Source organism: Nitratireductor sp. XY-223, from assembly GCF_004959855.1.
In the GTDB taxonomy this organism is placed as follows: Bacteria; Pseudomonadota; Alphaproteobacteria; order Rhizobiales; family Rhizobiaceae; genus Hoeflea_A.
This window is the reverse complement of record NZ_SPNT01000001.1, coordinates 710,146-732,736: the sequence shown is the minus strand read 5'-3', so window position 1 is coordinate 732,736 and position 22,591 is coordinate 710,146. Positions and strand designations below refer to the sequence as shown.

Annotated in this window: 28 protein-coding genes; 13 read left to right on the top strand and 15 right to left on the bottom strand. The window is 62.6% G+C overall.

What is annotated here, in order from left to right:
* The first annotated feature begins 5 nt into the window (after positions 1–5).
* The 7 genes from fdhD (at position 6) to E4M07_RS03195 (ending at position 5,992) form a co-directional block, all read left to right on the top strand.
* The gene (gene fdhD / locus E4M07_RS03225) at positions 6–902 is read left to right on the top strand and encodes a formate dehydrogenase accessory sulfurtransferase FdhD (protein WP_136656835.1); all 897 of its coding nucleotides are present in this window, start codon (positions 6–8) and stop codon (positions 900–902) included.
* Complete coding sequence (gene mobA / locus E4M07_RS03220; RefSeq protein WP_136656834.1) at positions 899–1,567, top strand: molybdenum cofactor guanylyltransferase MobA; 669 nt, start codon at positions 899–901, stop codon at positions 1,565–1,567. The genes fdhD and mobA overlap by 4 nt, the downstream gene beginning before the upstream one ends.
* Positions 1,564–2,073 (top strand): molybdopterin-guanine dinucleotide biosynthesis protein B, encoded by a 510-nt coding sequence (gene mobB, locus E4M07_RS03215; protein ID WP_136656833.1) that lies wholly within the window; start codon positions 1,564–1,566, stop codon positions 2,071–2,073. The genes mobA and mobB overlap by 4 nt, the downstream gene beginning before the upstream one ends.
* Complete coding sequence (gene glp / locus E4M07_RS03210; protein WP_136656832.1) at positions 2,070–3,353, top strand: gephyrin-like molybdotransferase Glp; 1,284 nt, start codon at positions 2,070–2,072, stop codon at positions 3,351–3,353. The genes mobB and glp overlap by 4 nt, the downstream gene beginning before the upstream one ends.
* Before the next feature lie 218 nt (positions 3,354–3,571).
* Complete coding sequence (locus E4M07_RS03205; protein WP_136656831.1) at positions 3,572–4,360, top strand: ABC transporter substrate-binding protein; 789 nt, start codon at positions 3,572–3,574, stop codon at positions 4,358–4,360.
* Positions 4,361–4,451: 91 nt separating this feature from the next.
* Complete coding sequence (locus E4M07_RS03200; protein WP_136656830.1) at positions 4,452–5,165, top strand: ABC transporter permease; 714 nt, start codon at positions 4,452–4,454, stop codon at positions 5,163–5,165.
* Positions 5,162–5,992 (top strand): ABC transporter permease, encoded by an 831-nt coding sequence (locus tag E4M07_RS03195; RefSeq protein WP_136656829.1) that lies wholly within the window; start codon positions 5,162–5,164, stop codon positions 5,990–5,992. The genes E4M07_RS03200 and E4M07_RS03195 overlap by 4 nt, the downstream gene beginning before the upstream one ends.
* Here the strand turns inward: E4M07_RS03195 and E4M07_RS03190 are convergent.
* Positions 5,989–8,454 (bottom strand): penicillin acylase family protein, encoded by a 2,466-nt coding sequence (locus tag E4M07_RS03190; RefSeq protein ID WP_136656828.1) that lies wholly within the window; start codon positions 8,452–8,454, stop codon positions 5,989–5,991. The genes E4M07_RS03195 and E4M07_RS03190 overlap by 4 nt on opposite strands.
* A gap of 64 nt (positions 8,455–8,518) precedes the next feature.
* On the opposite strand from E4M07_RS03190, the gene E4M07_RS03185 reads away from it, so the two are divergent.
* A complete protein-coding gene (locus E4M07_RS03185) occupies positions 8,519–9,388 on the top strand; it encodes an NAD(P)-dependent oxidoreductase (RefSeq protein WP_136656827.1) in 870 nt (289 codons plus the stop codon).
* A 1-nt stretch (position 9,389) separates the two neighbouring features.
* Positions 9,390–10,100 carry a DNA alkylation repair protein gene (locus tag E4M07_RS03180; protein WP_281404974.1) on the top strand — a complete coding sequence of 237 codons (711 nt, stop codon included), beginning with the start codon at positions 9,390–9,392 and terminating at the stop codon, positions 10,098–10,100.
* Positions 10,101–10,118: 18 nt separating this feature from the next.
* Here E4M07_RS03180 and E4M07_RS03175 read toward each other — a convergent pair whose 3' ends face one another.
* The 3 genes from E4M07_RS03175 to E4M07_RS03165 all read right to left on the bottom strand — a co-directional run bounded on the left by E4M07_RS03175 (position 10,119) and on the right by E4M07_RS03165 (position 12,048).
* Positions 10,119–10,610: an Lrp/AsnC family transcriptional regulator gene (locus E4M07_RS03175; RefSeq protein WP_136656826.1), complete on the bottom strand. Its 492-nt coding sequence runs from the start codon at positions 10,608–10,610 to the stop codon at positions 10,119–10,121.
* Between the two features lie 192 nt (positions 10,611–10,802).
* Positions 10,803–11,420 (bottom strand): uracil-DNA glycosylase family protein, encoded by a 618-nt coding sequence (locus E4M07_RS03170; RefSeq protein ID WP_136656825.1) that lies wholly within the window; start codon positions 11,418–11,420, stop codon positions 10,803–10,805.
* A gap of 16 nt (positions 11,421–11,436) precedes the next feature.
* Complete coding sequence (locus E4M07_RS03165; protein ID WP_136656824.1) at positions 11,437–12,048, bottom strand: glutathione S-transferase; 612 nt, start codon at positions 12,046–12,048, stop codon at positions 11,437–11,439.
* A gap of 113 nt (positions 12,049–12,161) precedes the next feature.
* Here E4M07_RS03165 and E4M07_RS03160 point away from each other — a divergent pair, with 113 nt between their 5' ends.
* Both E4M07_RS03160 and E4M07_RS03155 read left to right on the top strand, forming a co-directional pair.
* A complete protein-coding gene (locus tag E4M07_RS03160) occupies positions 12,162–13,727 on the top strand; it encodes a HAMP domain-containing sensor histidine kinase (protein ID WP_169054067.1) in 1,566 nt (521 codons plus the stop codon).
* Positions 13,728–13,780: 53 nt separating this feature from the next.
* A complete protein-coding gene (locus tag E4M07_RS03155; protein ID WP_136656822.1) occupies positions 13,781–14,599 on the top strand; it encodes a sulfite exporter TauE/SafE family protein in 819 nt (272 codons plus the stop codon).
* A gap of 15 nt (positions 14,600–14,614) precedes the next feature.
* On the opposite strand, the gene E4M07_RS03150 is transcribed toward E4M07_RS03155, so the two are convergent.
* From E4M07_RS03150 to E4M07_RS03140, 3 genes are all read right to left on the bottom strand, one after another.
* Complete coding sequence (locus tag E4M07_RS03150) at positions 14,615–15,229, bottom strand: TIGR02281 family clan AA aspartic protease (RefSeq protein ID WP_136657483.1); 615 nt, start codon at positions 15,227–15,229, stop codon at positions 14,615–14,617.
* A 93-nt stretch (positions 15,230–15,322) separates the two neighbouring features.
* Positions 15,323–15,553, bottom strand: a complete 231-nt coding sequence (locus E4M07_RS03145) for a DUF1289 domain-containing protein (RefSeq protein WP_136656821.1) — start codon at positions 15,551–15,553, stop codon at positions 15,323–15,325.
* 44 nt (positions 15,554–15,597) lie between these two features.
* A complete protein-coding gene (locus E4M07_RS03140; protein ID WP_136656820.1) occupies positions 15,598–16,374 on the bottom strand; it encodes an adenosylcobinamide-GDP ribazoletransferase in 777 nt (258 codons plus the stop codon).
* A gap of 114 nt (positions 16,375–16,488) precedes the next feature.
* Between E4M07_RS03140 and cobT the strand changes: the two genes are divergently transcribed.
* Positions 16,489–17,505, top strand: coding sequence for a nicotinate-nucleotide--dimethylbenzimidazole phosphoribosyltransferase (gene cobT / locus E4M07_RS03135; RefSeq protein WP_136656819.1), 1,017 nt, complete (start codon positions 16,489–16,491; stop codon positions 17,503–17,505).
* 7 nt (positions 17,506–17,512) lie between these two features.
* On the opposite strand, the gene E4M07_RS03130 is transcribed toward cobT, so the two are convergent.
* The 8 genes from E4M07_RS03130 to E4M07_RS03100 form a co-directional block, all read right to left on the bottom strand.
* Positions 17,513–18,217, bottom strand: coding sequence for an extensin family protein (locus E4M07_RS03130; protein WP_136656818.1), 705 nt, complete (start codon positions 18,215–18,217; stop codon positions 17,513–17,515).
* Positions 18,218–18,298: 81 nt separating this feature from the next.
* Positions 18,299–18,985 carry a DUF2461 domain-containing protein gene (locus E4M07_RS03125; protein WP_136656817.1) on the bottom strand — a complete coding sequence of 229 codons (687 nt, stop codon included), beginning with the start codon at positions 18,983–18,985 and terminating at the stop codon, positions 18,299–18,301.
* A gap of 11 nt (positions 18,986–18,996) precedes the next feature.
* A complete protein-coding gene (locus E4M07_RS03120; RefSeq protein ID WP_136656816.1) occupies positions 18,997–19,323 on the bottom strand; it encodes a TfoX/Sxy family protein in 327 nt (108 codons plus the stop codon).
* Positions 19,324–19,355: 32 nt separating this feature from the next.
* On the bottom strand, positions 19,356–19,505 hold the full coding sequence (locus E4M07_RS29010) for a hypothetical protein (RefSeq protein ID WP_169054066.1): 150 nt from the start codon (positions 19,503–19,505) through the stop codon (positions 19,356–19,358).
* Positions 19,506–19,517: 12 nt separating this feature from the next.
* Positions 19,518–19,748 carry an MAPEG family protein gene (locus tag E4M07_RS03115; protein WP_136656815.1) on the bottom strand — a complete coding sequence of 77 codons (231 nt, stop codon included), beginning with the start codon at positions 19,746–19,748 and terminating at the stop codon, positions 19,518–19,520.
* Positions 19,749–19,813: 65 nt separating this feature from the next.
* Positions 19,814–20,197, bottom strand: a complete 384-nt coding sequence (locus tag E4M07_RS03110; protein ID WP_136656814.1) for a VOC family protein — start codon at positions 20,195–20,197, stop codon at positions 19,814–19,816.
* 60 nt (positions 20,198–20,257) lie between these two features.
* Complete coding sequence (locus E4M07_RS03105) at positions 20,258–21,565, bottom strand: RNA polymerase sigma factor (protein ID WP_246660344.1); 1,308 nt, start codon at positions 21,563–21,565, stop codon at positions 20,258–20,260.
* Complete coding sequence (locus tag E4M07_RS03100) at positions 21,528–21,905, bottom strand: YciI family protein (protein WP_136656812.1); 378 nt, start codon at positions 21,903–21,905, stop codon at positions 21,528–21,530. The genes E4M07_RS03105 and E4M07_RS03100 overlap by 38 nt, the downstream gene beginning before the upstream one ends.
* Positions 21,906–22,169: 264 nt before the next feature.
* On the opposite strand from E4M07_RS03100, the gene E4M07_RS03095 reads away from it, so the two are divergent.
* Positions 22,170–22,478: a hypothetical protein gene (locus E4M07_RS03095; protein ID WP_136656811.1), complete on the top strand. Its 309-nt coding sequence runs from the start codon at positions 22,170–22,172 to the stop codon at positions 22,476–22,478.
* Positions 22,479–22,591: the final 113 nt, after the last annotated feature.

Here is a 22,591-nt window from a genome sequence, read left to right as displayed (position 1 = left end):
TTGGCATGGTGAAGGATCCGACATTGGAGAAGAACGGGCTTTTGCTCGGTCCAGACCCGGGCGACGCTCGCCTTTCGCGTGAAGTCGGCGGTGTGGACCAGGACGGCAATGCCGTGCGTACCCGGGTCGTCACCGAAAAGCCGCTGACGCTCTACCTGAACCGCCAGGAGATCGTCACCATGATGACCATCGGCGACTATCCCGACCTGCTGGCCGTCGGTTATCTGCTCAACCAGAATATGCTGTCGCCCGACGACGAGATTACCGACATTGACTACGATGACGAACTCGACGTCGTGGTCGTGCGGACCGATCGCGAAACCGACTACGAGGACAAGCTGCAGAGGAAGGTGCGCACCTCCGGCTGCGCACAGGGCACGGTCTTCGGCGACGTTATGGAGGGTTTCGGCTCCATTGCGCTCGATCCGGACGCGGTCCTCAAGACGTCGTGGCTTTATGCGCTGACCAAGGCCATCAACACCGCGCCGTCGCTTTACCTGGAGGCCGGCGCCATTCACGGCTGCGTGCTTTGCAAAGGGGGCCGTCCGCTTGTCTACATGGAGGATGTCGGCCGTCACAATGCCGTCGACAAGATCGCCGGCTGGATGTTCATGAACGGTGTCGAACCGCATGACAAGATCTTCTACACGACCGGCAGGCTGACATCCGAAATGGTCATCAAGACCGCCATGATGGGCATACCGATCCTCATCTCCCGGTCCGGATTCACCGCTTGGGGCGTGGATCTCGCCCGCGAGGTCGGGCTCACACTCATCGGCCGTGCCCGCGGCAAGCGCTTTGTCGCACTCTCGGGCGAGGACCGGATCGTTTTCGACACCGATCCCGGCAGTGTCGCCGAAGAGGATGCCAGGCATGCGCGCAAGGGCGGAAAACAGAGATGACGCCTCAACGCGGACCGATTGCCGGCTGCATACTGGCCGGCGGCCTGTCGCGCAGGATGGGTGGCGGCGACAAGGCGCTGCTGCCGCTCGGCGGCACATCGATGCTCGCCCGCGTCGCCGCGCGCCTGAGCCCGCAGGTGGACGCGCTCGTCCTCAATGCCAATGGCGACCCCGCCCGTTTTTCCGCGCTCGGCCTGCCCGTGGTCGCGGACGAGGTGGAGGGTTTTGCCGGTCCGCTCGCCGGCGTCTGCGCCGGGATGGGTTGGGCGGCCGGCAACGTGCCCGGCTGCACGCATATCGTCACCGCCGCCGCCGATACGCCGTTCTTTCCGTTGGACCTTGTTACCCGCCTTGTGTCCGGCGCCGGGTTGGAAACGAATACGATCGTCATGGCCGCTTCGGACGGCAACAGGCATCCCGTCTTCGCCCTTTGGCCGGTGGGATTGCGCGACGATCTGGCCGCTTGGCTGGACCGGGCGGAGACGTTTAAGGTGATGGCATGGGCCGGTCGGCATGATCTTCAGATGGTCGATTTTCCGTTTGGCGAGTCTGCCGGTGGCCCGTTCGACCCGTTTTTCAACGCCAACACGCCGGAAGATTTTGCGATGGCCGAGGAAATTCTCGCCAACATGCGAGACCAGCAAATCACCGGAGGCCGCCGGTGACACAGAAGGTCTTCGGCATCACCGGCTGGAAGAATTCCGGCAAGACCGGTTTGACCGTCCGCCTCGTCGAGGAACTGACCGGGCGCGGACACCGCGTGTCCACGGTCAAGCATGCCCATCACGCTTTCGACATCGACCATGAGGGCACCGACAGCCACCGCCATCGCACCGCCGGCGCAACCGAGGTCGCCGTGGTGTCCGGCAAGCGCTGGGCACTCATGCACGAACTGCGCGACGAGGAAGAACCGGACATGCAGGCGATCCTGGGCCGGCTCTCGCCTTGCGACCTTGTGCTGATCGAGGGATACAAGACCCAGAAGCACCCGAAACTCGAAGCGCGTCGCCGCGAGGCCAAGAGCCATGATGCGCTGGCGGCAAGGGATCCGACAATCGTCGCAATCGCGTCGGACTATCCGGTCGACGATGCCGCGATCCCGGTCTTCGATCTCGACGACACCGCGGCGATCGCCGATTTCATCGAACGTCATGTCGGGCTCGTGCGATGACCAAGGCGCCGCACCTGATCGACGATTGCTTCATGCACGACAAGGACCGCATGCGCCACGACGAGGTCGTTGCCCTGATAACATCGCGGCTCAGCCGCGTTGTCGGTTGGGAAAGCGTGCCGCTTGAGGGCCTGAACGGCAGGCTGCTCGCCGAGGGAATCGAAGCGCCGCGAAATGTCCCCCTGCACGACAACAGCGCTGTCGACGGCTATGCGTTCGCCCATGCCGATTACGAAGCCAGCGCAACGCTGGCGGTCAGCCAGCGCGTTGCCGCCGGCGACCCGGCGCCCGCGCCGCTGGCAAATGCGGCCGCGGCGCGGATTTTCACAGGCGCCGTCATGCCGCCGAACGCCGACACCGTTGCCATGCAGGAAGACTGCACCGTGTCCGAGGATGGAACGTCCGTCATTATTCCGCCCGGTCTGCGCCAGGGCGCCAACCGACGGCGCGCCGGCGAGGACGTGCAGGCGGGCGAACCGTTGCTTGCCCCCGGTCAGCTCATTCGCCCGCAGGACATTGCCGCCCTCGCGTCGCTCGGAAAACCTGCCGCTCAAGCGTTCAAACGGCTTCGCGTTGCACTCGTCTCGACGGGCAACGAACTCGTCGAGCCCGCTGCTTCGCGGGAGCTTGTCAAAGGACAGGTCTTCGACACGAACCGCCACATGCTCGCCGCGCTGTGCCGCGGCCTGCCGCTGGAGATGTCCGACCTTGGCATTCTGGATGACGACGAGACCGTGATTTCAGCAGCCCTTTCTAAGGCGGCAGCAGAACACGACGTCATTCTCACCACCGGCGGCGCCTCGCGGGGCGAGGAAGACCATATCGTCAGGACCATCGACAGTCTCGGCAAGCGCCATCTGTGGCAGATCGCCATCAAACCCGGACGCCCGATGTCCTTCGGACAGATCGGCGATTGTGTCTTCCTCGGGCTGCCTGGAAATCCTGTCGCTGCCTTTGTGTGCTTCCTGCTCTACTGCCGTCCGGCGCTTCGGATTCTCGGCGGCGGCATCTATCAGGAGCCCCGTCGTTACCGGCTGCCGGCCGGCTTCGAGATAAAGTCCAAGAAACCCGACCGCCGCGAGTTCCTGCGCGGCTGGCTGGACACGGACGAGAGCGGCCTGACGGTGGTCCGAAAGTTCGCGCGAGACGGTTCGGGGCTCATTTCAGGCTTGCGGCAGTCCGGCGGTCTCATCGAGCTGGGTGAGGATGTGCGCAAGGTCGCACCCGGTGACCTCGTCAGCTACATCCCCTATTCCGAGTTGGGGATCGGCGACGCATAGAGCCGTTCGATATCGCTCGGCGCAGTGGCACTCGATTGAAAGCAATTTGTCGGTCTGATGGCCACATTTTGCTAAGAATCCGGGCATTTGCTGTCAATTTTGCTGTTGCAATTTGTTCAAAAACAGTGGGAATATCGCCGCCTGAGCGGGACATAGGGGACCCGCGCCAATGTGCCGCCAACATCAACGAACAAGGCACGACATCAGGAAGGATAAACATGCGTATTTCCAAGTACCTAACTCTTGCAGCTTCGGCGGTCGCGCTGACCCTTGCGGTCGGTGCCGCGCAGGCCGACAGCCACCTCAAGTCGATCAAGATCGGTACCGAAGGCGCCTACCCGCCATTCAACAATCTGACGTCGGACGGCAAGCTGGAAGGCTTCGACATCGACATCGCCAACGCGCTCTGCGAGCAGATGAATGTCCAGTGCGAGTTCGTCGTGAACGACTGGGACGGCATGATCCCGTCGCTGATTGCCGGCAAGTTCGACGCGGTCATTGCGTCCATGTCGATCACGGAAGAGCGCAAGGAAAAGGTCGACTTCTCGGATAAATACTACAACTCGCCGCCGGCGATAGCCGTTCCAAAGGATTCCGACATCACCGAAGCGACCGATGCCGGTCTCGACGGCAAGGTCCTCGGCGCACAGAGCTCGACCACCCACTCCAACTACGCCGAGGAGAAGCTCTCCTCCGCCGATATCCGTCTTTATCCGACTCCGGACGAATACAAGCTGGACATCGCGAACGGCCGCGTCGACGCTGTCATCGATGACGTGATTGTGCTTTCCGAATGGCTCAAGTCGGACGACGGCGCCTGCTGCAAGTTGCTCGGCACGCTGACGCCCGACCTGGTGATCAACGGTCCGGGCGCCGGCATCGCGATCCGCAAGGGCGAGGATGATCTCCGCGAGATGTTCAACGAAGCGATCATCGCCATTCGCGACAACGGAAAATACAAGGAAATCAACGACAGCTACTTTGAATTTGACGTTTATGGCGAGTGATCGCCAACCTTGTTCGCGATAGAAAACGGCGGGATAATTCCCGCCGTTTTTTTAAAGGGGATCACGCGGCCCGGGCCGTGAAAATACGAATATGGAACAGACCCTAACACTGCTGAGTTTCGGCCCCGACGGATGGGGCGATCAGATCGCATCCGGCGTGCTCGTGACGGTCAGCCTGGCGCTTGCAACATTGCCGCTCGGGCTGGTGGTCGGATTTCTGCTCGCGCTGGCAAAGCAGAGCGACGAAAAGGCCCTCAAGATGGCCGCCGAAATCTACACCACCATATTCCGCGGCCTGCCGGAACTGCTCACGCTCTTCCTGGTCTATTTCGGCCTGCAGATCGGTATCCGTGAGGCGGTCGCCGCGCTCGGTTTCGAATCGCAGATCGAGATCAACTCGTTTCTCGCCGGCATGATCGCGCTGGGAGTCGTCTTTTCGGCCTTCGCCAGCGAGGTGTTCCTGTCGGCCTTCCGCGCCATCCCGGCGGGCCAGTACGAAGGCGGCTATGCGCTGGGCCTCGGCAAGGTCCAGACGATGATCAAGATCATCCTGCCGCAGCTCATCCGCATCGCCCTTCCCGGCCTCGGTAACCTGTGGATGATCCTGCTCAAGGAAACAGCGCTCGTCTCTGTGATCGGCCTGCCCGACATCCTGCGTCAGGCGGGCATCGCGGCGCGGGTCAGCAAGGAAGCCTTCCTGTTTTTCGGGACCGCCTGCCTGCTGTTCCTCGTCCTCGCCATCCTGTCCTCCATCGTCATTCGCTATATCGAGCGTAGCGTAGAGCGGTCGGAGGTGCGGGTATGAGCGTCACCAGACAGATGATCGAGGCACAGGCGCCGCCGCCGCTGCAGGCACGGCCCTGGTCGACCGCCCGCGTTTCCGGTCTCGCCGCCATGGCCCTTTGGCTCGTGGTCGGCGTCGGCATCATCCTGTTCCTCGTTGCGGAATGGGATCCCGAAAAAATCGATCGCTATGCGCCGCGCTATTTCTCGGGCCTTTGGGTGACGCTTACGCTCGTCGGCATCTCCATCGTGCTGGGTGCCCTCGTCTCGATACCGGTGACCGCCGGCCGCATGTCGAGCAGCAGATGGGCGTCCGTGCCCGCCTATTGCTATGTCTATTTCTTCCGCGGAACGCCGCTGATTGCGCAACTGTTCCTGATCTACTACGGCCTAGGCGAATTCCGGCCGCAATTGCAGGCGATCGGCCTGTGGGGCTTTTTCCGCGATCCTTGGAACTGCGCGATCCTTGCCTTCACGCTGAACACGGCGGCCTACCAGGCCGAGATCCTGCGCGGCGCCCTGCAGAGCGTTCCGAAAGGCCAGTTCGAGGGAGCGCAGGCGCTTGGCCTCACGCGCCTGCAGACCTATCGCAAGATCATCCTGCCGCAGGCGATGATCGTGGCACTGCGCCCCTACGGCAACGAGATCATCCTGATGGTCAAGGGATCCGCCATCGTCGCCATCATCACGGTGTTCGACCTGTTCGGCGAGACACGGCGCGCCTATTCGCGCACCTTCGATTTCCAGACCTACATCTGGGCGGCGATCTTCTACCTCATCATCGTCGAGGCGCTGCGCAATTTGTGGAACCTGCTGGAGGACCGCCTGACACGGCACCTGAAGCGCTAGCCGGGCGTCAGCTGCCAGGTTCCGACGATATCCGGCTCATAAAGCGCCGGATCGGACGGTATCGTGATGCCCTCCACATCCGACCAGGGAACGGCGAAGTCCCGGTAGTGCCGCGAGAACGGGTTTCCCGATTGTCCGGTCGTCTGGATATAGGTTGACTTGTCGAGATCCTCGAAATCGTAAATGCCGCGGAAGCTGGACCCGCTCGCATTGATGAACGGCGTATCCGGGTCCGCAAGCCGCGTCTTGCCGCGGTCGAGCGTGAACGGGCCGCCGGGGCTGTCCACCTGGACGTCGAATATCGAATTGAGCATGGGAACCTCCGAAAACGGCGAATGGGCGCCCGCCGACTTGTGCGCCGCCCCCCAGTTCCATTTGTCGCGGTCCGCTCCGTAACGTTCCTTCAGGTCGGCAACCGCGCGGTCGAGGCTGGCTGCGAGGATGTCGCCGCAGCTTTCCTTGCCCGGCGTCGTGCCGTCGTCGCACCAGTCGCGCTGCGTCTTGCCGTCGAGCAGATTGAGCATCACATTGCCCCGCGCCTCGAACCACCGATCGAAAGCCGGTCCCAGGTCGTCGCTGTAAATGCCGATCATGCTCTCGCGCAGCCAGGCCATGAAGATGAGCGGCGCGCCGCTGTCACGGACCATCTCGAAGTCCCATGCCTTGAGTGTCGCCACGGCCGCGACGTCAACATCGTCGCGTCCATCGACCAGGGCCAGCATTTTTGGGCCGATATCGGCGAAAGCGAGAGACCGGACATCGGCCTGCGCATCGCGGCTCATGGCGAAAGTCTGCGGTGTCCGGTTGTTGACGATCAGTTCGTCCACGCGTTCCTGCCGCCACGGTTCTTCCCAGTCGAGCGTAAGAAGGTACGGATAATCGGCGCCGACGATCTTCGTATTGGCGGTTCCGATGGCCCCGATGGGCGGGTTGTTTTGCCGCGGCAAACGCGAGAACGGAATCGTTCCCTTCCAGTCATAAGTGGCGTCCCAGCCGGGCACCGGCGCCCGCCCCATGACGGCGTTCAGTGGATCGCGGATCGGAACTCTGCCCGGCGCAATCAGCCCGATATTGCCCGAAGCGTCCGCAATGACCATGGACTGCATGGGTGTAACATAGCTGGACATGGCCGCCTGGAATTGCTCGACGCTCGACGCTTCGAGGGCCTTCAGACCGGCATTCATCGTAAGGTCGTCCGGCGCCAGCGCGACCCATTGAAGAGCAGCAACCGTATTGTCCGGCAGATACTGCCCGATATCGAGGTATGTCGGCGGCAGGACGGGCCCGTGACGTGTCCACCGGCGGGTAAACACGCGCTCGTCGCTGCCGCCGCGTATCTTGATTGTCTCCTCGGCGCTGCCGAAGGCCTGCCAGCCGTCCGGTGTCAGGTATTCGCCGTCATTGTCCGGATTGACTTTTTCAATGAAGATATCCTGGACGTCCGAGCCGGTGTTGGTCAGGCCCCAGGCGAGCGTGTCGCTGCGGCCGAGCAGCACGAGCGGCGAGCCCGGCGTGGTCGCGCCGATGAAATTGCGGACCCCGTCATCGGCCTCCACCCGAAGATGCGCCAGGTACCAGATCGACGGCGCCGACAGCGAAAGATGGGGATCATTCGCCAAAATGGGCTGGCCGCTTTCAGTACGCGATCCGGAAATCACCCAGTTGTTGGATGCGCCCTTTCGCGTCCGGTCCTGGTGCGGCACCACAAGGGCATCGCGGTCTTCCTCTTTTCCCGATATCTGCAACGGACCGGAGGAAAGCTCCAGCAGCGCGGTGAGGTCCGGCAGCGGCGGCGGATTGTCGCTCGGCAACAGCGGCAGAAGTTCGGCAATGTCCTGCGACGAATACCCGAGCCGCGCGAAGGACAGGCGCATCACCTCGTCGGCGGCGTTCTTGGCGAGCGTAACGGACATCATCTTGAGTGCCGCGATGGTGTGCGCCGGCTCCCAGGGCTCGGGCGTGTGGCCCAGGATGACGAATTCCGGCGGCAGTTTGGAGGCAAATGTGCGCCCCTCCCGCGACAGCCATGCATTGATGCCTGCGCTGTATGCATCGACCGCCGCACGGGTGTCGTCGGACAGCAGTTCGTAGGACGCCTTCGATGCCTCGTAGAGCCCCATGCTGCGCAGCCAGATGTCGCTGTCGACAGTCGTTTCGCCGAACAGTTCGGAGAGCCGGCCCTGCGCCGCGATGCGCACGACCTCCATCTGCCAGAGCCGGTCCTGCGCATGCGCGAACCCAAGCCCCATAAAGACATCGTCCATGGTGGCGCCGCTGATATGGGGAACGCCGTTCTGGTCGCGGGCGATCGTCACGGTATCGGACAACGGCGCAACGGCCAGCGTGCCCGAAACCGGCGGCAGCGAGCGCGCCAACCAGATGAAACCGGCGCCGGCGGCGACGATGAGCAACGGAACGGCGACAAAAATAAAACGGACAAGGGCTTTGATGATCCGCCGCATTGATCTATTCCCTCCAGCAAAACAATCGAATGATCGGGCAGCACTTTGCAGAAGGGCGAATGATATGGCAACAGCAGCATTTATCGGACTGGGCGTGATGGGCTATCACATGGCCGGGCATCTGCGCACCCGCGGCGGCCACGAAGTCCGCGTTTACAACCGCACCGCCGCAAAGGCGGACAAATGGGTGGCCGAGTTCGGCGGTACATCGGCGAAAACGCCCCGCGAGGCAGCCGAGGGGGCGGAGTTTGTCTTTGCCTGTGTCGGAAATGACGACGATCTGCGCAGCGTGACGACCGGCCCGGACGGGGCTTTCCACGGCACGGCGCCGGGCGCGATCTTCGTCGACAACACCACTTCATCCGCGGAAGTTGCCCGTGAACTGAGCGAAGCCGCAGAGGCAAAGGGCTTCGGCTTCCTGGATGCGCCCGTCTCGGGCGGCGAGGCCGGGGCGCAGAACGGCATGCTGACGGTGATGGTCGGCGGCAACAGCGACACCTTCGAAAGGGCGCGGCCGGTCATCGAATGCTACTCAAAAATGGTCGGGTTGATGGGCGATGTCGGCAGCGGCCAACTCACCAAGATGGTCAACCAGATCTGCATCGCCGGCCTCGTCCAGGGCCTGGCGGAAGCAATTCATTTCGGCAAGGCCGCCGGTCTCGACATCGAAAAGGTCATCGACGTCATATCCAAGGGCGCTGCCGGCTCGTGGCAAATGGAAAACCGTTACAAGACGATGAATGAGGGGCACTATGAACACGGCTTCGCTGTCGATTGGATGCGCAAGGACCTGGCCATCGTCCTCGGGGAAGCGCGCAACAACGGCGCCAGCCTGCCGGTGACGGCGCTGGTCGACCAGTTCTACCGCGACGTCCAGAAGATGGGCGGCAGCCGATGGGACACATCTTCGCTGCTGGCGCGGCTTGAGCGCTGACTTGACCCGAGGCGAGCCCGCTCCCGGCTGGAGCTGCGACGATGTCCTCGGCTGGCTCCGCGCCCACGCATCGCCTGACGATATCTCCGGAATGGCCCGCTACGGGATCGACACCGGCCATGCCCTCGGGATACGCAACTCGGAGCTGCGCCCCCTCGCCCGCAAGATCCAGCGGGATCACGACCGGGCGCTTGCCCTCTGGGATTGCGGCATCCGCGAAGCGCGGCTGCTGGCCTGTTTCACCGACGAGCCCGCCAGGGTCACGGCGGAACAGGCCTGGAGCTGGGCCGCGGAATTCAATTCCTGGGAGGTTGTCGATCATGCGGCGGCGCTGTTCGTGGAGGCCGGGCTGCATGACGACATCATCGCGCCCTTTGTCGCCGACGACCGCGAATTCGTCAGGCGCGCCGGGTTCGCAACCATGGCCTGGGGTGCCGTACACCTCAAGAAGCAGCCGGACGATGTCATGATGGCCTGGCTGCCGCTCATCGAGCGTCACGCCACGGATCAGCGGAACTTTGTCAAAAAGGCCGTCAACTGGGCGCTGCGCCAGATCGGCAAACGTTCGTTGAGGCTGCACGGGCCGGCCCTGGCGCTGGCGGAAAAGCTCGCGGCCAGCGAGGACCGGACGGCGCGCTGGGTCGGCAAGGACGCGGTCAGGGAGCTGACCGCCGCAAAGACGCTCGAACGACTTGCGGCGAAATCCGGTTAGAATCGAGCATGGTCCGGCCTAGGCCGGCTCCGACGTGCGGCTGCCGTCAAGCACCAAGTAGTCGAGCGGCAATTCCGTCGTGTATTTGATCTGCTCCATCGCGAAGGACGAGGAAACGTCCCGGATCTCGATCTTCTTGATCAGCCGCTGGTAGAAGGCGTCATAGGCCGCGATGTCCGGAACCACCACGCGAAGCAGGTAGTCCACTTCGCCGCTCATCCTGTAGAACTCGACAACCTCGGGGAACTGGGTGATAACCTCGGAAAAGCGCATCAGCCATTCATGCGAATGCGAGTTCGTGCGGATCGCCACGAACACCGTTACGCTGGCATTGATCTTCGACTGATCGAGCAGCGCCACCCGGCGGCGGATCACGCCCTCTTCCTCCAGCTTTTGAATGCGCCGCCAGCACGGCGTGGTCGACAGTCCGACCTTTTTGGCGACATCCGCCACCGCAAGGGTCGAATCTTCCTGAAGAAGCCGCAGTATTTTTCGATCAAGCCGGTCCATCCCGGTTCTCCTCGTTGCGCGCCGTGCGTTCCATGCAGTGGCCGGCTGGCATAGCAGCCAATGCATCCGCACTCAGTACGGGCTTTTCGTGTTGTCTCTAAATCGCATGAATTTTCGGAATTTCAATCCCCTGAACGTAAATTCACGAAATTTATTTCTAAAAAAAGTTAGAAGGCGTCGTATTGGCGGCAGCTATGTTCGCAACGTCTCGGCGACGTCGCCGCGCAGTTCCGGTAAAAGTTCGCGTTCGAACCACGGATTCTTTTTGAGCCAGGCATTGTTGCGCCAGGAGGGATGCGGCAGTGCGTAGACGCGGTATGGACGCGCCTGGTCGCGGATATGGCGCCAGTTTTCAACGGTCCGCGTCAGGGATTTCTCTCGATAAGTTCCCAGGTGGTAGGCATGTGCGTACTGGCCGATCACCAGTGCCAGCCGGATTTCGGGAAGCGCGCCGACAACGCGGTCATGCCAGGTTTCACGGCACTCGCGCCGGGGCGGCAGATCGCTGCCCTTGGCATCGAGGCCGGGGAAGCAGAAGCCCATGGGAACGATGGCGATGCGTCGCTTGTCGTAGAATGTGTCCCGGTCGATCCCCATCCAGTCGCGAAGCCGGTCGCCGGACGGGTCGGTGAATGGAATGCCGCTCGCGTGTACGCGCGTTCCCGGTGCCTGGCCGGCGATCAGGAGCCGCGCCGACGGTGAAGCAGCAATGACCGGCCTTGGTTCATGCGGCAGGGCCTTGCCGTATTCCGGCGTATCACGGCAGATCCGGCACTTGCCGATGTCGCGCAGCAAACCGTCAAGGATCATCGCCGGCCTCCGCCGCTCAGGCCGATGCGCTGGGCCGCAACGACACCGCCTCATACCAGCGCATGAGGTTCTTCAGGTGCACCGGCCGCTCGATGCGCGCCGGTTTCAGCATGTCCACCCCCATCATCGCCGTGATATCGGCAATCGTGTACCGGTCGCCGGCAATGAATTCGCGCGATTTCAGTTCTTCATCAAGAAACTCCATTGCTTTCAGCGCTTTGGGCCGGTTTGCTTCACCAAATTCTTTAATTTGCGGCACCTCCCACTCCACCATGGCCGGATGGGTGTGCCGGAAGGCCTGCGCGACGAAATAGGAAAAATTGAGTTCGGCGCGGCGGTTCCACATTTCGACCGTGGCCTTGTCGAGCGCATCGACACCCATCAGCGGCGGCTCCGGGTAGAGTTCCTCGAAATAGCGGCAAATGGCGACGGTTTCGGTCAATACGGTACCGTCATCGAGCACAAGCACGGGAAGGCGCTGCAACGGGTTGAGCGCCGTGATTTCCTCCGAACGGTGGCCGAGCGCTGTCATATCGATGGATTTCATCGGGACTTCAATTCCCTTTTCCGCCAGAAAAATACGCACCCGGCGTGGATTGGGCGCCCGTCCTCCATCGTAAAGCAGCATTGTTTTCTCCTGTTTTCTGCGGTTTTGCACCGGACTTCGTCGAAGGCAGATTTCTTTCGTTAAGTAATCTTTCAGTATGCGGTTGGAAGGTTCTTTTTAATCATTCGCGCCTAATGTCCAAACCATCGGTAAATGTTTCTAGTGGTATGAGTTCGGTAAACCAAAGCGCAGACAAAAACATCGTCGACCGGTCGCGCATCCTCCGCAACCCCGAAATGACGAGAGCGGTCAAGGCCACGCGCGACCGCCTGCAGTCCGATGGGAAGCGCGGCGCGCAGTACGACCGCGAGCTCATGGCGATGTATATCAGCTCGGCCGTGCAGGGCGCAGCCGCCATGCCTGTGCTTGTTTTGCTGACCGCCGGAATCTGCATTGCCTTTTTTCACGGACAGAATGTCCTGACCTGGACGGTGGCGGCGCTGTTTGGATACGCGCTTCAGGCCGTTCTCGCCCGGCACGCGTCCCGCCAGGAACTGACCGCGGAATATGCGCGCCGCCTGGAACTCCAGTTCACCGCGACCCACGCGCTGACCGGGCTTGGATGGGCGATCTTCGCGCTCCAGCCCTGCGTGGAGTGCACCGGGCTCGACTTTGCGTTTTTCAAGGGCATCGCCCTGCTGATTGCCATGGCGGTGACGGCGATGTCGAGTTTCACGCTTCAGCGGCTGCCGCTGCTGGTGTTCTCGACGCCGATCCTCATGTTCTACCTGGCCGGCTCGCCACCCAACAGCCCGTTCCAGATTTCGATCCTTGCCATGCTGCTCGGAACGCTGGTCTTTTTCATTTTCGTTTCCGGCCGCCTCTACAACGCCAACCTGAGCATGCTGGCCGTTCAGGCGGAGAAGGACTGGCTGATCGCCGAGCTCGAACTGGCCAACTCGACATCGGACGAGGCGCGCCGCCGCGCCGAAGAGGCGAATCTCGCGAAATCGCGCTTTCTGGCCTCGATGAGCCATGAACTGCGCACGCCGCTCAATGCGATCCTGGGCTTTTCGGAGGTGATGAAAAACGAGGTCCTCGGCCCGCTCGAGAACGAGACCTATCAGGAATATGTCGCCGACATCCACCGGTCGGGAGACCATCTGCTGCGTCTGATCAACGAAATCCTCGATCTGTCGCGCATCGAGGCGGGACGGTACTCGCTCAATGAGGAACCGGTCAGCATGCGCAACATTGCCGAAGACTGCATCGCCATGGTCGAGTTGAAGGCAAAGAACAGGAACATCACCATCGCGTCCCAGTTCGAGCGCGTGCTGCCGCTTGTGTGGGCCGACGAACGTTCCATGCGCCAGGTCATTCTCAACCTGCTGTCGAATGCCGTGAAATTCACGCCGCCGAAGGGAACCGTTACGCTGAAGGTCGGTTGGACAGCCGGAGGCGGCCAGTATGTCTCTATCAAGGACAACGGCCCGGGCATTCCCGAGGAGGAGATTCCGGTTGTGCTCTCCGCCTTCGGTCAGGGCTCGATCGCGATCAAGAGCGCCGAACAGGGAACCGGCCTAGGCCTGCCGATCGTCCAGGCCATCCTCGCCGAACATGGCGGTGAATTCGTCCTCAGATCCAAACTGCGCGAAGGCACCGAGGCGACGGCCATTTTGCCGCGCGACCGCGTGCTGATGGACGCGCCGAGCATCGAAACGCCCGACCCCGACAAGACGAAGCGCCGATCCTTCGCCTAGCTTGACAGCGCTCCGTCCGGCATGACACACGGGCTGCCGGTCAGGAGTGATTTATGGTTCCCTTGCAAGAGCTGTTGTGGTTTGTCTCTGTGCTCGCCGTCGCCGGCGCCGTCGCCGGTTTTCTGGCCGGCCTGTTCGGCATCGGCGGAGGCGCCATCCTCGTGCCGGTTCTCTACCAGGCCTTCACGCTGCTCGACACGCCGGATTCAGTGCGCATGCACCTTTCCGTCGGCACCTCCCTCGCGGTCATCGTCCCCACTTCGATAAGCTCGTTCCGCGCCCACTATAAGCGCAAGGCGCCGGATATGAACCTGCTGAAAAGCTGGCTCTTTCCAGTTCCGCTGGGGGTCATCGCCGCTTCGATCATTGCCGCCTGGGTGTCCGGCTCCGTCCTTCGCATCGTGTTCGCCGTTGTGGCGGTCCTGGTCGGCGTCCGCATGATCTTCAACAGGGAGAGCTGGCGCCTCGGCGACGATCTTCCGAAGAACCCGCTGCGCGCCCTGTGCGGCTTCCTCATCGGCCTGTTCTCCGCGCTCATGGGTGTCGGCGGCGGCGTCCTGAACAATACGTTCATGACGACGTATGGCCGGTCGGTGCACCAGGCGGTCGCAACCTCCTCCGGCGTCGGCATCCTGATCTCCTGGCCGGGCCTGATCGGTTACCTGTGGGCCGGATGGGGCAACCCGGATCTGCCGATCTATTCAACCGGCTATGTCAACTGGATCGCCGTCGTCCTGACGATCCCGATCACCCTTCTGATGGCACCTTTGGGCGCCGCGGCGGCCCACGGTCTCAAGAGCCGGCAGCTGGAAACGGCATTCGGCATTTTCATGCTGATCGTGGCGGGGCGCTTCTTCTGGAGTATTTTCTGAGCTTCAGGCCCGGAATCAATCGCGCAACACCAGTTCGTCACGGCTCATGTGGAACGACGAAAGGGTCTCCAGGAAGCTCATGCCAAGCAGGCTTTCGGACAATTTGCCCGGCTCCAGCACCCCGGCGCGGACATTGCGCCGCGTGATGTCGCCGATCGACAGTTCCGGCAGCGTGACCGGTGCCGCCATGCCGCGGCCGTTCGCGGTCATGACAGGCTGAACGAACCGCAGGCTGTCCATGTCGAGACCGATGCGCTCCGCGTCGCGGTAAGACAGCGCCACGGTGCTCGCGCCCGTGTCCACCATCATGTTCACCCGCTCGTCATTGATGTCGGCCCGGACCTGGAAATGACCGCCCCGGCCCTTGGTCAGGATCACCTCGGCCCGGCCGTCGGATGACAGCCTGCTGATCGGCATCCCGGGCAAAAGGCCGCCGGCGAGGCGATAGCCGACCTCCTGCAATTCGAAGCGGTACACGTAAACGGTGCTCAGAAGCAGGATTGCGATAAGCCATATCAGCGCGTTGCGCGCCAGCTCGCCGATCCGCATGCCCGACCCGACGACCGCAGCACCCACCACGGCGCCCCAGATGCCGAGATAGAGAACGCTCGCGAAACTGTCGTTGGGCATGCCCAGCGTTTCGCCGGAATTGTGATTGATCAGCAACAGCAGCAACCCGAAGCCGATAATCCCGAATATGATCCATAAGGGACGGCCCACTTTTCAGCTCCCGGCGCGTTCCCGCGCCATTTTTTGCCGGCGTGTCTCGCGGCGGGGCTTGCGCTCGATGGTTTCGAGCCTTGCCGGCAGCGAGTCCATGACTTCGCGCCGCTGCCCGGGCGTAAAGGTCAGCCAGCCGGCGATCTCATCGCCCGTACGGCCGCATCCGAAGCAGTAGCCGGTTTTCATGTCGATCGAACAGACCAGAATGCAAGGCGATTCCACGTAGCTCATCTTTCACAATGCCGAGACCTGTGTTTGCCCTGCATATTGGGGTGTCAGATCCAAAGGGCAAGTCCCAAAAGCGACACGATTTCGCAAATCTGCTGCGTTGCGCCGATCGTGTCGCCGGTATGCCCGACGATCCTTGTGCTCGTCATACGCGTGAATCCTGAACAGAGTATGGCGGCCAGCAACAATGCCGTGATCGCACCGCCGGGACCGGCGGCCGGAAGGCTCAGCACGCATCCGATCGCGGCGCCGCTCACAAGGGCAAAGGCCGCGGCCTCGCTGCCCGGCTGTCCGGCCGTGGCGGCCACGCCGTCGGGTCTTGCCGCCGGCAGTACGTGCCAGTGCCATACCATGGCAGCACGGCTGATCGCTGCGACGGCGATCACCGCCAGCGCCGCGCCGAGTGCATGGGTGCCGGAAGCAATGGCCGCGATGCCGGCCACGCGCAACAGGACGGAGATCACGAGTGCGAGACAGCCATAGGCGCCGACGGCGCTGTCCTTCATGATCGCAAGCACCTTGTCCCGGTCCCGCCCGCCGCCGAAGCCGTCGGCGCAGTCGGCGAGCCCGTCCTCGTGCAGCGCCCCGGTCGTCAGCATCAGGACCGCCACGGCCAGCGCCGCGGCGAAAAAGGCATCGAGCCCGATCGACCGCAACAGGAAAAGCGTCACAGCGGCGGGCAATGCCACGACAATCGCCGCCAACGGGTAGGTTCGTGCCGATTGTGCTGCCGCCTCCGGAGCGTTCTCGAAATAGCGGTCCGGCACCGGCAAGCGGCTCAGGAAAGCAACGGCGCGGGCGGTTTCGGCGACGATCTCTTTCATGGTGTCCCCCGTGCGGCACGAAACGGCGATGCGACGAAGGCCACCGCACCGGTTTGCAATTATCACCAATTAGCCTATTGCGGGAGCGCATTGAATAAACAAGGACTATTTTTGATGTCGACCAGCGGCCTTCCCTTTGACGATATTCGCGAACTTCTCTCAAACATGCCCGGCCCCGACGAGACCGCTGTTGCGGCCGTCCGCGAGCGCGACCGTTTCCTGACCAAACCGCCCGGCGCACTCGGCCGGCTCGAGGAGATCGCCGAATGGCTGGCGGCCTGGACCGGCCGCCCGCCCGCCGTGACCCGTCCGCTGGTCGCCGTATTTGCCGGCAACCACGGCGTAACGCGCCAGGGTGTCTCCCCCTACCCGTCCGACGTGACGGCGCAGATGGTCGCCAATTTCGCCTCCGGCGGCGCCGCCATAAACCAGATCTGCATCGCCAATGATCTGGGTCTGAAGGTCTTTGACCTGGCGCTGGAACTGCCAACGGGCGATATCACCGAGGAAGCGGCGCTCGACGAGCGCGCCTGCGCTGCGACCATGGCATTCGGCATGGAGTCGATCGCCGGCGGCACCGATCTGCTGTGCATCGGCGAGATGGGTATCGGCAACACCACGATCGCCGCCGCCATCTGCCACGGGCTCTATGGCGGCAACGCCGAGGAGTGGACCGGTCCCGGCACCGGCGCGCAAGGAGAAGGCCTGACGCGCAAGATCGCCGCCGTCGAACGTGCGGTCGCGCATCACAAAGCCCATCTCGGCGATCCCCTGGAACTCCTGCGCCGCCTTGGCGGCCGCGAGATCGCCGCCATGGCCGGCGCGATCCTCGCTGCGCGGATGGAGCGTATCCCGGTGATTGTCGACGGTTATGTGGCAACGGCTGCAGCGGCCGTTCTTCATGCTGCCAACGACACGGCGCTCGATCATTGCATGATCGGACATGTTTCTGCGGAGCCTGGACACATCCGGCTGATCGAGAAACTGGGCAAGCAGCCGCTCCTGACGCTCGGCATGCGCCTAGGCGAGGGAACCGGCGCGGCACTGGCCGCCGGAATCGTCAAGGCCGCTGCCCAGTGCCACACCGGCATGGCGACCTTCGAACAAGCGGGTGTCAGCGACAAGGACTAAAACCGGATTACCTGCAGTACCGGGAGCCGTTGCGCCGCTGGGCGGTGTCGAAGTGGAAATGTGTGCTGTGGTATTCGTCGCTGCCGGGTCCGAGCACGGTCGTGAAGAAAGTGCAGCCCGCATCTCTGAGTGCCTTGAGGAAACCGGCATTGGCGGTTCCCTTGCGCGGCCGCGACGCCACGTCCACGACGGTGCCGTCCGACAGGTGGAACCGGCCGAGATCGACGGCATTGCCCTTGGCATGTTCCGAAAGCTTGGTCCCTTTCAGGGAATTGCGCGTCCGGCAGTGATAGGTGGCGTACTGATCGATCTGCGTCAGTTCGGCACCGAGCCGTTTCCGGGCTTCGGGCGCGGCGACCTTCGACGTCCATCCGGCCAACGCCTCGCCGGTCCTGCAATTGAGGATCGTGCGCCCGGACAGTTTGATGCCCCCCGGAAGCCGCGAGATTTCGATGGGATATCGGATGCCGCATCCGTTTTTTCCGGAAATGCGTTTAACGGGCGCGAAGCTTACGCCGAGATCCTCAAGGCGCCTTCGGCAGGCGATCTCGTCCTTCGGCAGGCCCGCATGCTTCTCGGGCTTTGCCGCAACGGTTCCCGCGTCGCTGTTCGCCGGCCTCGGTTTCGGGACCGGCACGGACGCCGCATCGCTCGCGGACGGTGCGGCGAACGCGGTCAATACGATAAACGGAATTGCTGTGGGCCATCTCATGCGGTTCCGATAACACGGCGAATCCGGCAAGAAAACGCCCGATTGTAGCAATGGTATACGCGGCAAGGGCCCGACCGGCCGTCAAGCCGTCTCGACACGTCTGTTGACCCACCGGTTAAGCGGGCTGAGGGCTTCAAGGATACCCGTCAGATAGGCAATGGCATCCGGGCCGAACAGCCGCTCGTCGTAAGCCGGTTTGTCGTGGGTGCGGGCAACGATGCCCTTGCGCCGCAGATATTCGGCCGCCGGACTGTCGGTGTCGAAACCGCGCGGCACGCGCTGCAGTTCCGGTTCGCCCGGCGTACAGCCCACTTTCCCGGCCGACGCAAGGGCGGCATCCAGTTCCCGCCGTGCCCCGTCCTCCTGGACGGCGGCGCGGTATCGCTCCAGCCCGTCCCCGGAAAATGCCCAGTGGCCGGAACCGAAACCGAAATGGTCGTCGGAAAACACCAGATGGGTGCCCGCCGAACGGTTCGGGTGGTCGCCCGTCCACAGCACGATGTGCATATGCGTGTGGTAGGGTGTCTTGTCCTTGGAGAACCGTGTGTCGCGGTGGATCCGCCGTAGCGACTTGTTGAGCTTCGGGATGGCCTCGTGCGGCGGATCGAGCGCCGCGGCCACCGGCGACAATGCCTCGATAAGCCCGAGCGCCGGCTCGACGAAATATGTGTCGTAATCCTCGCGGTGCGCCTCGAACCATTCGCGGTTGTTGTTGGCTTTCAGCTCTTTCAGAAACGCGACCGTTTGCTTCGGAATACCGTTGAACATGCGGACCCTCCCTATTTCGGCGGCAGCGCGCCGACGAATTGCGCCGTGAAATCAAGCCACGTTTTCAAGCCCGCGTCGATTGCCGCATCGGCATCGACCCAGATCAGCCCGCCCATCTTGCGGCCGGTGAAGTCCATCGGCTGCGCGCCCGGCCGGGTGAGCGCTTCGGTCTCCAGATCCTTGCCGACGCGGAACATGAAGCGGTCCTTGTTAACTCCGGCGAACATGTTGCCGTTGAGCATGAAGCAGATGCCGCCGAACATCCTCTTTTCTGCAATTCCCGGCCTGCCTTCGAGGGCCTCTCGCATCAATTCGGTCAAGTGCGGATCGGGTGCCATGATATCCTCCGGTTTGCCTTGTCCCTGAATTTTCAAGCCATCAGCCCGGAGCCGCGGCCGATGAGATAGATACCGAAAACGGTCATCAGCAGGAATGTCAGCCCGGCGCCCAGCAGACGTGCCGGCTTGCCGGCATAACCCAGCATATAGGCCGCATGCGAGACGCGCGCGACAACCAGCACCCAGCCGCAGGTTCAGATGAACCATGGCGCGGCGCCGACATATTCGCTCACGCCCATGGCGATCAGCAGAATCGGCACATACTCGATGAAATTGCCCTGCGCACGGATGGCCTTGAGCATGGCGAGGTTGCCGCCGTCGCCGAAGTCGACATCGTATTTCGCCCTGTGGGCACTGGTCGTCGCCGACAGCGCCGTGTGCATCAGCAGGAATATGCCGGTAAAGATCATCGTGATCGTAATCATGCCACGTCTCCGTTAATGCGGCTGGAAACCGGGCGGCGCGGCCGACACGGCCGCGCCGGACCAGCCTAGCCCTGCATACTCTCGTAGGTGATGAGTGAGATCGACGCACCGTACGGGTCGCGAATCTTGGCCATCCGGCCGACGCCCGGAAAATCGGCCGGCTCATCGATACCTTCCGCACCGTTATCGAGCGCCGATTTGAAACGTGCGTCGACGTTGTCGACGGTGATGTAGATCGTCCATTCGCCTGCCGGCACCGGCATGGGCATGAAACCGCCGATGGGGTTCTCGCCGACGACGATTCCGGAATAGGACGAACCGTCCTGCATCGGCATGTCGTTGACCGTCCATCCAAGTACGGTCTCGTAGAACTTGCGCGCGCCGGCCGGGTCGCTGCCGCTGTGCTGGATCCAGCTTGCCGCACCGTGAGTCTGCATCGGATTTGTCATCGTTTTCCTCCTTGGGATAGCGGTTGCAATGACCCAAGAACGAATAGGCTGACGCCGATCCTACATCGGCCCGGATTTTTTTTCAGAAGATCTGCACCGCGCGATCCTTTGCTGGATATGAGCAGCCTCCTGCTCGGTCGGATCGAGTTCAAGCGCACGCTCATAGGCGGCGACGGCCCGGTCCAGGTCCCCGGCCTCTTCCAGGAGCGACGCGCGTGTCGAGTGGAAATAGAGATAACCGGAGAGTGCTTCAGACACGCCCTCCAGGTATATCAGCCCGGCCCCGGCATCCTTCACTTTGGCAAGCGCCACCGCGCGGTTGAGCGACACAACAGGCGTCGGCTGAACCTGTTCGAGCGCCGCGTAAAGACGCTCGATTTCGCCCCAGTCGGTTCCATCCGGGGTCTCGGCGACACAGTGCACGGCCGCGATCGCCGCCTGGATCTGGTACGGACCAGGACGCCCGTGCCGGAGCGCTTTTTCAATCAGCACCTGCCCCTCGGCGATTTCCTGCCGGTTCCACAGGCTGCGGTCCTGTTCCTCCAGCGTTATGAGGCTTCCGTCGGCATCCAGCCGGGCCCGCCGCCGCGAATGCTGGAACAGGCACAGGGCAAGCAGGCCCATGACCTCGGCCTGCGATGGAAACAGCGCCAGCAGCAGACGCGCAAGCCGGATGGCCTCATCGCACAATTCGGTTCGGATATGCTGGTCTCCCCCGCTTGCCGAATACCCCTCGTTGAAGAGCAGATAGGCCATGGCGCAGACGGCATCGAGCCGCGCCGAGCGCTCCTGCAGGCTTGGCGTGTCGAGACGCTCGGCCACCGACGCGGCCTTTTTCTTGGCACGGGTGATGCGTTGCTCCATGGCCTTCGGCTTCACCACGAAGGCCCGCGCGATCTTGTCCACCGAAAACCCGCCGATAACCTTGAGCGCCAGCGCAAGCTGATCCTTCAGGTCCAGTTCCGGGTGGCAGCACATGAACATGAGGCGCAGGACGTCGTCGCGTAGCTCGGACATGTCGATCCGGTCGACGAGCGCGGTTTCCACATCGTCCTCGTTCGCCGGATTGTCCGGAACGGCGTCCGTGAGCACGATCCGCCTGTCGCGCCGGAACCGGTCGATCGTCGCGTTGCGCCCGGTCATAATCATCCAGCCGGTGGGATCCCGCGGCACCCCGTCCGCGGCCCAGCGCTCCATCGCGCGTACGCAGGCCTCCTGATAGGCCTCCTCAGCGGCGTCGAGATCCGAAAACTGGCGGGTCAGCGCCGCGAGGACCCGCGGGCGCGCGACGGCAAAATGCGCAGCGATCTCGCTGTCGGACGACACGGTTTCAGCCGGCCCCGCCCGTTTCCGCGATTGTTCCGCCACCCCAGCCCACCGGGCGTATCTCGTAGGCCGCAACACCCTGGGGAAGCTTTTTCGCCTGCTCGATCGCGTCATCCATGCTGGCGCACTCGATGATATAGAGGCCGAGCAGCTGCTCCTTCGTCTCGGCAAAGGGGCCATCGAGCACAAGAACGCTCTCGCCGCGCTTCCTGACGGTCATCGCGGCCGACGTGTCCATGAGCTTGGCCACCGCGCCGAGCGTTCCCTTGGCGTTGTGCTCCGCCTGAAGCTGCCGGTGGTGATCCATTGCCGTGTCCTGCTCGTCCTGCGGCAACCGCTCGAAGAAACCCTCATTGGCGTAGATCAGAATTGCATATTGCATGACTTGCTCCCGGTTCAATTGTCCTATCCAGAACGATCTCGTCCGCTCCAATCCGACAGGTCATCACAATGAACGCGCCGTTCGCCAAATTGCAACCCGGGGCGCCGGTGCGGGCGCCATGCGGATCACGCCTTGTTGCCAAGTGATAGCAAATCCGTGAACGGCACTGTCCGCGTGAAAGGGTTGCCATAGTTAGTTTCCCAGACCGCAGGAAATGACTGCGGCAAGGCTTCATCTGCGTGACGGAACCGGGAGGAATACCCCATGAAAAGCGTTTTATTGGCACTTTGTATTGTTTCGGTCAGCTTTCCCGCACTGGCGATCAACCGGTACAACGTGCAATCCATGAGCTGCGCCTCTGTTCAGCAGGCGGTCGATCGGGACGGTGCGGCGATTTTGCGCTGGCAGTCGGCGCGCAGTCCTTCAGTGCCGATATACGACCGCTACGTTCGTAATTCCCTGTTCTGCGACAAGGGGCAGTTTCCGGAAAGGGCCTATGTTCCGTCGAGCAACACGGCCCACTGCCCGGTCAAACGGTGCGCCGATGGGACGTTCGAGCGTTCGTTCGACTGATTGAGCACCGCGAAATCGGACCGATTGTCGGGAACTGCCTTGAATACGCCCAATTGATCAATGGCAATCGGTCCCGGCCATGCCTACATAAGCATGGCACTGATCAGGCGCGC